Annotated in this window: 7 protein-coding genes; all 7 read left to right on the top strand. The window is 69.6% G+C overall.

Annotated elements, in window-relative coordinates:
* The first annotated feature begins 8 nt into the window (after positions 1–8).
* The 7 genes from ACSMFO_RS15790 (at position 9) to ACSMFO_RS15760 (ending at position 12,280) form a co-directional block, all read left to right on the top strand.
* On the top strand, positions 9–5,570 hold the full coding sequence (locus tag ACSMFO_RS15790; protein ID WP_436459189.1) for an amino acid adenylation domain-containing protein: 5,562 nt from the start codon (positions 9–11) through the stop codon (positions 5,568–5,570).
* A gap of 11 nt (positions 5,571–5,581) precedes the next feature.
* Positions 5,582–5,791, top strand: a complete 210-nt coding sequence (locus ACSMFO_RS15785; RefSeq protein WP_037346390.1) for an MbtH family protein — start codon at positions 5,582–5,584, stop codon at positions 5,789–5,791.
* A gap of 330 nt (positions 5,792–6,121) precedes the next feature.
* Positions 6,122–7,297, top strand: a complete 1,176-nt coding sequence (locus ACSMFO_RS15780) for a cytochrome P450 (RefSeq protein WP_436459188.1) — start codon at positions 6,122–6,124, stop codon at positions 7,295–7,297.
* Between the two features lie 22 nt (positions 7,298–7,319).
* Positions 7,320–8,477, top strand: coding sequence for a cytochrome P450 (locus ACSMFO_RS15775; RefSeq protein WP_436459187.1), 1,158 nt, complete (start codon positions 7,320–7,322; stop codon positions 8,475–8,477).
* Entirely contained in the window at positions 8,467–9,663 is a 1,197-nt protein-coding gene (locus ACSMFO_RS15770; protein WP_436459185.1) for a cytochrome P450, read from the top strand. The genes ACSMFO_RS15775 and ACSMFO_RS15770 overlap by 11 nt, the downstream gene beginning before the upstream one ends.
* A gap of 205 nt (positions 9,664–9,868) precedes the next feature.
* On the top strand, positions 9,869–11,110 hold the full coding sequence (locus ACSMFO_RS15765) for a cytochrome P450 (RefSeq protein WP_436459183.1): 1,242 nt from the start codon (positions 9,869–9,871) through the stop codon (positions 11,108–11,110).
* Between the two features lie 12 nt (positions 11,111–11,122).
* Complete coding sequence (locus tag ACSMFO_RS15760) at positions 11,123–12,280, top strand: glycosyltransferase (protein ID WP_436459182.1); 1,158 nt, start codon at positions 11,123–11,125, stop codon at positions 12,278–12,280.
* The last annotated feature ends 20 nt before the right edge of the window (positions 12,281–12,300 follow it).

The raw sequence follows: 12,300 nt of genomic DNA, 5'->3' as shown, positions 1-12,300 counted from the left end.
AGCAGATCGTGACCGTTGACGACACTCGCGCGAAACCGCGTTCCAGCGTGGAGGACGTCTGGCCTCTTTCCCCGCTGCAGGAGGGAATGCTCTACCACACCGCGCTCGACGACGACGGGCCGGACACGTACACCGTGCAGACCGTCTATGGCATCGACGGCCCGCTGGACGCCGCGCTGCTACGCGCGACGTGGCAGGCACTGGTCGATCGGCACGCCGCGCTGCGGGCCTGTTTCCGGTACGTCAGCGGCGCGCAGATGGTGCAGGTCATCACCCGCGACGCGCAGATCCCTTGGCGGGAAACGGATCTGACCGGGCTGCCGGAGGAGATCCTCGAAAGCGAAGTGGACCGGCTGGCCGCGGACGAGCTGGCCGAGCGGCTCCGCATCGAGGTGGCGCCGCTGATGAAGCTGCACCTGATCCGGCTCGGCCCGGACCGCCACCGGCTCGTGCACACGCTGCACCACGTGCTGACCGACGGCTGGTCGATGCCGATCATCCACCGCGAGCTCGCCGCGATCTACGCCGCGGGCGGGGACGCGTCCGGGCTGCCGCCCACAGTGTCCTATCGGGACTATCTCGCCTGGCTCGGCAAGCAGGACAAGGAAATCGCCCGCGCGGCCTGGCGCGAGGAGTTCGCCGGGATCGACACGCCCACCGCGGTCGCGCCCGCCGATCCCGGCCGGGTGCCGGAGATCGACACCGAGATCGTCGAGCTGTCGACGGAACTCACCGACGGGCTGGCGAATCTGGCGCGCGGACACGACCTCACACTGAACACCGTCGTGCAGGGTGCGTGGGCCGTCGTGCTGTCGCAGCTCGCCGGCCGCACCGAGGTCGTGTTCGGCGCGACGGCGTCGGGTCGTCCCGCCGAATTGGCCGGTGTCGAGTCGATGGTCGGCCAGCTGCTCAACACCCTGCCGGTGCGTGTGCGGCTCGACGGCGCCCGGCGCGCGGTCGACCTGTTCGCCGAACTGCAGCGCGACCAGTCGGCGCTCATGGCCCACCAGCATCTCGGCCTGCAGGACGTCCAGGCCGTGGTCGGTCCCGGCGCGGTCTTCGACACGCTGGTCATCTACGAGAACTTCCCCCGCAAGGGGCTCGGCCAGGCCCACGACGGCCTGACCCTGCGTCCGGTCAAACGCGGGCGCAACTCGTCGCACTACCCGTTCACGCTGGTCACCGGTCCGGGTGAGCAGATGCCGCTCATCCTCGATTACGACCGCGGCTTGTTCGACGAGAAGGTCGCCGGATCGGTCGTCGGCGCGCTGGCCCGCGTGCTGGAGCGGCTGGTCGCCGAACCCGACGTCCTCGTCGGCCGGCTGACCCTGCTGAGCGAGGCCGAACGCGCCCTGGTGGTGGACGAATTCAACGCGACCGAAGGCCCGGTCCCGGGGGAATCCGTCGTCGAATTGTTCGCGCGGCGGGTGACCGAGGCGCCCGAGGCGGTGGCGATCACCGACGCCGACGGCGCGGATCTGACCTACGCCGCCCTCGATCAGGCCTCGAACCGGCTGTCCGCGCACCTCGCCGCCCGTGGCGTCGGCCGCGGCGACCGCGTGGGTGTCGCCATGGAAAGGTCGCCGGAGCTGCTGATCGCGTTCCTGGCGATCTGGAAGGCGGGCGCCGCGTACGTCCCGGTGGACGTCGAGTACCCGGCCGAGCGGATCGCGTTCATCCTCGAAGACTCCGGGGTCTCGGTCGTCGTGTGCACCCAGGCCACCAGCGGGGTCGCGCCGGAGGACGCGATCGTCCTCGACGCGCCGGAGACACGCGCCGCCATCGACTCTTTCGCCGGAACGGCAACGGAATTCCGGCCGAGCGCGGACGACCTGGCGTACGTCATGTACACCTCCGGATCCACCGGTCTGCCCAAGGGCGTCGGCATTCCGCACGGCGGCGTGGCGGGACTGGCGGGCGACCGGGGCTGGCAGATCGGCCCCGGCGACGGCGTGCTGATGCACGCGACGCACGTCTTCGACCCGTCGCTGTACGCGATGTGGGTGCCGCTCTCGACCGGTGCGCGTGTCCTGCTCACCGAGCCGGGTGTCCTCGACGCGGCGGGGGTGCGGCAGGCCGTCGCGCGCGGCGCGAACTACGTCCACCTCACCGCCGGGACCTTCCGCGCCCTGGCGGAGACGTCGCCGGAATGCTTCGACGGCCTGGTCGAGATCGGCACCGGCGGCGACATCGTTCCCGCGCAGTCCGTGGAAAACCTGCGGCGGGCCCAGCCGAACCTTCGGGTGCGCAACACCTACGGGCCGACCGAGACCACGCTGTGCGCGACGTGGCTCCCGATCGAACCCGGTGACGTCGTCGATCGGGAACTGCCGATCGGGCACCCCATGACCAACCGCAGGATCTACATCCTCGACGCCTTCCTGCGGCCGGTCGCGCCGGGTGTGGCGGGCGAGCTGTACATCGCGGGAACGGGACTGGCGCGGGGATATCTCGACAGCCCGGGCCTGACGTCGGAGCGGTTCGTGGCGTGCCCGTTCCTGCCGGGCGAACGTATGTACCGCACCGGCGACCTGGCCCGCTGGACCCGCGGCGGCGAGGTGGTGTTCCTCGAACGCGCCGACGACCAGGTGAAGATCCGCGGCTACCGCGTCGAACTGGGCGAGGTCGAATCCGTGCTGGCCGCGCAGCCGGGCGTGGTCGAGGCCGTCGTCATGGCGCGTGAGGACCAGCCGGGGGAGAAGCGGCTGGCCGGGTACTTCGTCTCCGACGGCGGCGACGCCGGCCCGGAGGAGATCAAGCGGCAGATGGGTCTGGTGCTGCCCGCGTACATGGTCCCCATGGCGGTCGTCGCGCTGCCCGGCCTTCCGGTCACGCCCAACGGAAAGGTGGACCGCAGGGCACTGCCCGCCCCGGATCTCGCGGGCCGCGCGTCGGAGAAGGCGCCCGAGAGCGAGTCCGAGAAGGTGCTCTGCGACCTGTTCTCGGAGATCCTCGGCGTCGACAACGTCGGTGTCGACGACGCCTTCCACGACCTCGGCGGCAGTTCGGCGCTGGCGATGCGGCTCATCGCGCGGATCCGCGAGGTGATCGGCGTGGATCTGCCCATCCGGCAGCTGTTCTCCTCGCCGACGCCCGCCGGTGTCGCCAGGGCGCTCGCCGCGAAGTCGCGGCCCGCGCTGGAACCCGCCGAGCGGCCCGAGCGGGTTCCGCTGACCGCGCGGCAGCTGCGTGCCTGGCTGCTGGCCAGCCCCGGCGAGGAGACCGCCGGACTGCAGATCTCGGTCGCGCTGCGCCTGCGCGGCAGGCTCGACGTGGCCGCGCTGGGGGCGGCACTCGGCGACATCGCCGCCCGGCACGAGGTGCTGCGCACGACCTTCCCCGGAGACGCGCAGAACGTCCGGCAGCTCGTCCACGAGCCCGCGGCCATCGAGCTGTCCCCGGTGCCCACCACCGAGGAGGAGCTTCCCGGGCTGCTCGCCGGGCTGCGTGCGTCGGTCTTCGATCTCACCAGCGAAGTTCCTTGGCGCTGCGACCTTTTCGCGCTCGCGGAGAAGGAACACGTGCTGCATCTGCGGCTGCACCGGATCCTCGCCGACGACGACTCGCTCGACGTGTTCTTCCGCGACCTGGCGGCCGCGTACGGCGCACGGCGTTCGGGCCGCGTCCCGGAACGCGCGCCGCTGGCACTGCAGTTCGCCGACTACGCGATCTGGGAGCAGCGGCTGCTCGCGGACGAGGACGAACAGGGCAGCCTGATCAACGAGCAGGTCGTCTTCTGGCGGGACACCCTGACCGGGATCGACGGGGAGACGGTGCTCCCGTTCGACCGGCCGCGTCCGGCGGTCCCGTCACGCGAGGCGGGCACGGTCGGGTTGCGGCTGGGCGCCGGACCATACGAGCGGCTGACGAAAGCGGTGGAGCGGCTCGGCGCGGACACGATCCACGTCGTGCACGCCGGGCTCGCCATGCTGCTGAGCAAATTCGGTGCGGGCCAGGATCTGGTGATCGGGACGAAACTGGCGCGGGACGAGGACCTCATCGACCTCGAACCGATGATCGGGCCGTTCGCCCGGCCGCTCGCCCTGCGCACGGATCTCTCCGGTGACCCGACCTTCCTCGAGGTCGTCACGCGGGTGCAGGAGGCCGTCCGAGGTGCACGCCAGCAGCTGGACGTGCCGTTCGAGCGGATCGTCGACCTGCTGGACCTGCCCGCCTCGCTGTCCCGTCACCCCGTGTTCCAGGTGGGGCTGGAGGTCGACGAGGAGGACATCGGCGCGTGGGACGCGGCGGAGCTGCCCGCCCTGCGCACCAGCGTCGAATCCGGCGGAACCGAGGCCACGGAACTGGATCTCGCGTTCAAGCTCACCGAGCGGCTCGACGAGGACGACGACGAGGACGGTCTCGAAGGCACGCTTCGGTACGCCGCCGACCTGTTCGACGAGGCGACGGCGGAATCGGTGGCGCGGCGGCTGGTCCACGTCCTGGAGCAGGTCGCGGAGGATCCCCAGCGGCGGATCAGCGAGCTGGACCTCTTCCTGGACGAGACCGAACGCGGCCGTCCGGCGATCGCGCCTGCCCGGTGGGCGGGCGAGGTGCCCGCGGCGGTCGCGGAACTGGGCCCGCTCGGCGCGCTCGTGCTCGACGAGCAGCGCCGTCCGGTCGCCCCGGGCGTCGTCGGTGATCTCTACGTCACCGGTCCGGCGGTCGACGAGGGCAAGTCCGGCGAGCCCTGCCCGTTCGGCGAGCCGGGGCACCGGATGCTGAACACCGGCCTGCTCGCCCGCAAGACCCCGGCCAAAACCCTGATCGTGGTGGGGGAGCGGCGCCGCACGAGTACCGCGGTGAAGACGGGCGACTACGAGATCCTGTTGCCGCTGCAGGCGAACGGCGACCGGCCGCCGCTGTTCTGCGTCCACGCGAGCGGCGGGCTGAGCTGGAACTACGGGCCGCTGCTGCGGCATCTGCCCGCCAACCAGCCGGTCTACGGCGTGCAGGCACGCGGTCTCGCGCGGACCGAACGGCTGCCCGAGAGCGTCGAAGAAATGGCGGCCGACTACCTCGCGCATATCCGTGCCGTGCAGCCGACCGGGCCGTACCACTTGCTCGGCTGGTCGCTCGGCGGCCGGATCGCGCAGGCGATGGCCGCGATGCTCGAAGCCGACGGGGAAGAACTCGGCCTGCTCGCCCTGCTCGACGCGTATCCCGTCTACATGGGACGGAACGCGACCGGCACGGTGACCGAAGAGGCCGCGCGCGACGAAGACGGTCTCCAGAAACGGAAACAGCGGGATCTGGAGCTGGCGGGCGGCATGGTCCAGGGCCCCGGTGCCCGGGAGCGGCTGGAAGCGGTCATGAAGAACCTCTGGAAGGTCGGGCCGCAGCACACGGCCTCGCCGTTCAACGGCGACATCCTGCTCTTCGTCGCCTCGGAGGACCGGCCGGCGCACCTGCCCGTGTCGGAGGCCGTCGCGGGCTGGAAGGACTTCACCAGCGGGGCCATCGAACACCACGAGATCCCGACCAACCATTACGACATGGTGCAACCCGCGGCGTTGGTCCAGATTGGGTCCATCGTCGCCGAGAAGCTCCGGCCGCGGCCGGGCGCCTGAAAGGAAAACCGATGAGCAATCCCTTTGACAACGAAGACGGTTCCTTTTTCGTGCTGGTGAACGACGAGGGCCAGCACTCACTCTGGCCGACGTTCGCCGAGGTGCCGGCGGGCTGGACCCGCGTCCACGGCGAGGCCCCGCGCCAGGAATGCCTCGCCTACGTCGAGGAGCACTGGACGGACCTGCGGCCGAAGAGCCTGATCGCCGAAGTCAACGGCTGAGCGGGGGTGTCCAGCCGCTCAATGCGGACGGTTGGACGAGCCTCGGCGAAGGGGACTTTCACCGCGTGACACGCGGTGAAGGGCGCTTTCCTCGCATCTCATGCGGGGAAAGCGCCCTTCAGCCCCCGCCGCCCCCGATCAGGCCCCGACGGCGAAGTTGCGAAAGCCACTTTCGCAACCTTCAACGTTGCGAAAGTGGCTTTCGCAACACGCCTTCCGGAACGAGGCACCGCACCCCGATCCGACGGTTGGACGAACTCGACGCTCGTCCGGCCGACCGGGAACATCCCTATCCGCGCGCGACGGCCGGTTGAGGCGAAAGGAACTGCCGTGTTCGAGGAGCTCAACGTCGTCAAGGGCTTGGAAATCCACCGGAGGAACCGATTCGACCCGGGGGCCGAACTCCTTTCCCTGATGGCCGAAGGCCCCATCTCCGCCCTGGGCACCGAGGAAGACGGTGAACGGCGGACGGCGTGGCTCGCCACCGGATACGACGAGGTCCGCCAGGTCCTCAGCTCGGACAAGTTCAGCGCGCGGCTGATCTACGGCGGGACCGCGGCCGGGATCGCCTGGCCCGGTTTCCTCACCCACTACGACCCGCCGGACCACACGCGCCTGCGCCGGCTGGTGACCCCGCCGTTCGCCATCCGGCGGATGCAGGGGTTCCGGCCGGAAGTCCGGCAGATCGTCGAAGACACCTTGGACACCATCGAGGACATGGGCGGGCCGGCCGACTTCGTCCCGCATTTCGGCTGGGCCGTCGCCACGACGGCGACCTGCGACTTCCTCGGCATCCCGCGCGACGATCAGGCCGATCTGTCGCGCACCCTGCATGCCAGCCGGACCGAGCGGACGGACAAACGGCGCAACGCGGCGGGCAACAAGTACATGCAGTACATGAACAAGGCCGTCGCCCGCGTCCGCCGCGATCCCGGCGACGACCTGTTCGGGGTCGTGGTGCGCGAACACGGTGACGAGATCACCGACGCGGAACTGGCCGGGGTGGCCGCGTTCATCATGGGCGCGGGCGGCGACCAGGTGGCCCGGTTCCTCGCGGCGGGCGCGTTGCTGATGGTCGATTTCCCGGAGCAGTTCGACATCCTGCGGGAACGGCCGGACACCGTCCCGGACTGGCTGGAGGAGCTGAACCGGTACCTCACGACCGACGAGAAGCTCCACCCGCGTATCGCCAAGGAGGACGTGAGGATCGGCGGCCGTCTCGTCAAGGCCGGCGACACCGTCACGTGCTCCCTGCTGGGGGCAAACCGCGCGAACTTCCCGGCACCGGAAGACGAATTCGACATCACGCGGGAGAAGTCGCCGCACGTCTCGTTCGGGCACGGGATCCATCACTGCCTCGGCAGGCCGCTGGCGGAGATGGTGTTCCGGGAGGCGATTCCCGCGCTGGCGAGACGTTTCCCCAAGCTCAGGCTCGCCGAGCCCGAGCGCAAGCTCAAATTCGGCCCGCCCCCGTTCGACGTGGAAGCCCTGCTGCTCGACTGGTAGCGCCGGAGACCTGAGGAGAATCATGGTAGTTCCCTTGCCGCATCAGCGGATCCGGCTCGATCCGGCGCCGGAGCTCTCCGCGTTGCAAAAAGAAGGTCCCCTGCACCGGTACGACACGGAAACGGGGCTGAACGGCCGCAGGCAATGGTTGGTCACCGGATACGACGAGGTGCGCGAGATCCTCGCCGACGCCACCCGGTTCAGCTCGATGCGGCCGGTCGACGACGAGGCGGACCGGGCCCATCTGCCGGGCATCCTGCAGGCCTACGACCCACCCGACCACACCCGCCTGCGTGGCACGGTGGCCGGGGCGTTCAGCGTCCGCCGGATCGAACGGTTGCGGCCCCGGGTGGAAGAAATCATCGAAGAGGGCTTGGACGATCTGGAGAGCATGGGCTCGCCGATCGACTTCGTCCGGTACGCGGGCTGGCCCATGCCGGCGCTCATCGCGTGCGAGTTCCTCGGTGTCCCGCGTGACGACCAGGCCGATCTGTCGCGCATGATCCGCGACAGCCGGGAAAGCCGGATACCGAAGCAGCGGGCGCAATCGAGCCTCGGTGTCGTCAACTACTGCGAGAAGCTCGCGGCCCGCGAACGCCGCGATCCCGGCGACGAGCTGATCGGGTTCATCGTGCGCGAGCACGGCGGCAAGGTCAGCGACGAGGAACTGTCGGGGCTCGCCGAGGCGATCCTGATCGTGGCCGTCGAGCAGATGGCCGCCCAGCTGGCCATGGCGGTGCTCCTGTTCGCGACCGACCCGGCCCAGCTTTCGCTGCTGCGCGAACGTCCGGAGCTCGTGGACAGTGCGACCGAGGAGGTCTTGCGCTTCCCGACGATCGTCGAGGCCCCTTCGCCGCGGACGGCGCTCGTCGACCTGGACATCGCCGGATACGAGATCCACGCCGGCGACGTGCTGACCTGCTCGATGCTGGCGGTCAACCGCACGCTCGGCGACAAGTTCGACATCACGCGGGAGAACAGCCCGGGGCATCTCGCCTTCGGGCACGGCATCCACCACTGTGTCGGCGCTCCGCTGGCCAGGCTCGAACTGCGGGTCGCGCTGCCGATCCTGGCCCGGCGGTTCCCCGGCCTGCGGCTGGCGGTGCCGGAGGAGGAGCTGCGGTTCGTGGCCGGCAAACCCGCGCCGTTCAACATCGAGGAGCTCCCCGTTGAGTGGTGAGGACACGCGTCCGCTGCACATTCGCAGGCAGGACCTCGATCCGGCGGACGAACTGCGCGCCGCCGGACCGCTGTCGAAGGTCACGGTGGGCACCGGCGCGGACGCCGAGACCATCTGGATGGCCGCGGGACATTCCGTCGTGCGCCAGGTTTTGGGCGACCACAAGCGCTTCAGCACCCGGCGCCGGTGGCACGAGCAGGACGAGGTCGGCGGGGAAGGCATCTTCCGGCCGCGGGAGCTGGTCGGCAACCTGATGGACTACGACCCGCCCGAGCACACCCGGATGCGGCAGAAGCTGACGCCGGGGTTCACGCTGCGCAAGATGCGGCGCATGGAGCCGTACATCGAACAGATCGTGTCGGAACGGCTCGATGCCATGGAGGACGAGGGTTCTCCCGCCGACGTGATCGAACTCGTCGCCGACGAGGTGCCGGGAGCCGTGCTGTGCGAACTGATCGGGGTGCCCCGTGACGACCGCGCCATGTTCCTCAAGCTGTGCCACGGACATCTCGACGCCTCGCTGAGCCAGCGGAGACGAGCGGCCGCGGGCGAGGCGTTCTCCCGCTACCTGCTGGCGATGATCGCCAGGAACCGCGAGGAACCCGGCGAGGGGCTGATCGGGGCCGTCGTCGCCGAACACGGTGACGAGGCCACCGACGAGGAGCTGAGAGGCTTCTGCGTGCAGGTGATGCTGGCCGGTGACGACAACATCTCCGGCATGATCGGCCTCGGCGTGCTGGCGTTGCTGCGGCATCCCGAACAGCTCGCCGCGGTGCGGGGCGACGGGCAGGCGGCGGACCGGGCGGTCGACGAGCTGATCCGGTATCTCACCGTGCCGTACGCCCCGACCCCCCGGACGGCGATGGAGGACGTCGCCATCGGGGACGAGGTGATCAAGGAGGGCGAGACCGTTCTGTGCTCGCTCCCCATGGCGAACCGCGATCCCGCGCTGGTCCCGGATCCGGACCGGCTCGATCTGACCCGCGAGCCCGTGCCGCATGTGGCGTTCGGGCACGGGATCCACCACTGTCTCGGCGCTTCGCTGGCGCGGCTCGAACTGCGCACGGTCTTCACGTCGCTGTGGCGGCGTTTTCCCGGCCTGAGGCTCGCGGATCCCGAGAAGGACACCATGTTCCGCCTCACCACACCGGCCTACGGGCTCACAAGCCTGATGGTCGAGTGGTGAACGAGGGTGCGGTGAGTCGTGGGTCAAGCGGGTCGTGAGTGATAAGTGTCGTTCTAACGCTATTTACCACTCACGACCCACCGGACCCATCGCGCACTGAGCGTCCATGGCGGCGCTGGACGTCCCGCCCGATCGCGGATGAAGATTGCGGCGCGGCCCCGGGCCGGACCGCGATTCCTGGTCTATGAAGGAGCTTCCACTCGGTATGGAGCACGCAATCGACGAGGTCGCGCCGGCCGTGGAGCCGACCGCGAACTACATGATGAGGACGCACTGCGACCCGCACGAGGACATGTTCACGTTGCGGGAGAAGGGCCCCTTGGTCCGGATTCTCGGTGACGCGTCCACGCAGCTCGGCAAGGGCTATGTCTGGCAGGCACTCGGGTACGACGTCGTGCGCAAGATCCTTGGCGACCACGAGAACTTCACGACGCGCCCCCGGCTGACCGAGGCCGAGGCCGAGCGGACGACCAACGGCGAAGACGTTCCCATGGCGCCGCAGTTCGTCGGGCAGATCTCGACCTACGACCCGCCCGACCACACGCGGCTGCGCCGGATGCTGACGCCGGAGTTCACCGTCCGGCGGATCCGCCGGCTGGAACCGGCGATCCAGGAACTCATCGACGAACGTCTCGACGAGGTGGAGGCCGAAGGCGCACCCGCTGACTTACAAGGACTTTTCGCCGATCCGGTGGGCGGCGGAGTCCTTTGTGAACTGCTCGGGATCCCGCGTGACGATCGCACCGAGTTCATCCGCCGCATCCGGCGCAACGTCGACCTCAGCCGCGGATTCAAGGCGAGGGCCGCCGACAGCGCGGCGTTCAACCAGTACCTGCTCGGTCTCATCACCCGCCAGCGCGAGGATCCCGACGACGGTTTCCTCGGCATGCTGGTCCGCGAGCACGGGGACAACGTCACCGACGACGAGCTGAAGGGCCTGTGCACGGCGCTGCTCCTCGGCGGTGTCGAGACCGTCGCGGGAATGCTGGGCTTCGGCGTGCTCGCGCTCCTGGACAACCCTGAACAAAAGCAGTTGCTCTTCGAAGGCCGTGAACAGGCGGACCGGGTCGTCAACGAACTGCTGCGCTATCTCTCGCCCGTGCAGCAGCCGAATCCGCGGATGGCGCTCCGGGACGTCGTCGTCGGCGGACAGCTGATCAAGGCGGGGGATTACGTCCTCTGCTCGATCCTGATGGCCAACCGCGACGAAGCGCTGACGCCGAACCCGAACGTTCTCGACGCGCGGCGCCCACCGGTTTCGGACGTCGGCTTCGGGCACGGCATCCATTACTGCATCGGCGCCGCGATCGCGCGGTCGGTGCTGCGGATGGCTTATCAGTCGCTGTGGCAGCGATTCCCCGGGCTGCGCCTGGCGGTGTCCAACGACGAGGTCAAGCTGCGGAACGCGTTCATCGACTGCCCGGATCAGTTGCCGGTCACCTGGTAGAGGGGAAGCGCAATGCGCGTGTTGTTGTGGGCGTGTGGATCACGCGGCGACGTCGAACCGCTGGTCGCGTTGGCGGCGCGGTTGAAGGAATCCGGCGCGGAAGTGCGGGTGTGCGCGCCGCCGGACAGCGCCGAACGGCTGGCCGAGCTCGACGTGCCGCTGGTGCCGGTCGCCCGGCCGGACCGCGGGATGAACGACGGCGAGGGACGGGACCCCGAGCTCGCGGCCGCCGGGATCGCCGTTCAGTTCGACCAGATGCCCGCCGTCGCCGAAGGCTGCGACGTCGTGGTGGCGACCGGTCTGCTGTCCGGCGCCGTCGCGGTGCGGTCGGTGGCCGAGAAGCTCGGAATCCCGTACCACTACGTCGCTTTGTGCCCGATCCACCTCCCGAGCCACCTCGAAGCGCCGCAGCGGGAGATGTACAACCAGGGCGCCGACGGCCTGTTCGGTGAAGCACTCAACGACAAGCGTGCCGAGATCGGCCTGGCGCCGGTGAAGAACCTCTTCGACTACTGCTCCACCGAAAAGCCTTTGCTGGCGGCGGATCCGATCCTCGCGCCGCTGGAGCCGCGGCACGAAGCCGTGCAGACCGGCGCGTGGATCCTGCCCGACGAGCGGCCGCTTCCCGCGGACCTGGAAGCGTTCCTCGCCGCCGGAGCGCCGCCGGTCTACGTCGGTTTCGGCAGTTCGTCCGGCACCGCCGACGCGGCGAAGGTGGCCATCGAGGCCATCCGCGCGAAGGGTCACCGTGTGATCCTTTCCCGCGGCTGGGCCGGTTTGGACCTGCCCGAGGACGAGGCCGACTGCTTCGCCGTCGACGAGGTGAACCTGCAGGAGCTGTTCCGCCGGGTCGCCGTCTCCATCCACCACGACGGCACCGGCACGACCCATATCGCCACCCGGGCGGGCTCCCCGCAGATCATCGTGCGATCGATCGTCGGCCAGCAGTACTACTCCGACCGGGTCGCCGAGCTGGGGATCGGGGTCGCCCTGGAGGGGCCGGCGCCGAGCTTCGAAGCCATGTCCGCCGCGCTCACCACGGCACTGGATCCCGAGACCCGGGCCAAGGCGATCGAAGTCGCCGAGACGACCAGCGCCGACGGGACCACGGTGGCCGTGGACCTGCTGCGTGACGCGGTCAGCCGCGAAAAGCCGTCGGTTCCCGCCTGACCTGAAAGAACGGGGAATTA

The sequence above is a fragment of the Amycolatopsis sp. w19 genome, from assembly GCF_051373225.1.
Lineage (GTDB): Bacteria > Actinomycetota > Actinomycetes > Mycobacteriales > Pseudonocardiaceae > Amycolatopsis > Amycolatopsis japonica.
Note: the sequence above shows the minus strand (reverse complement) of the source record. Positions and strands in the feature narration are given on the sequence as shown.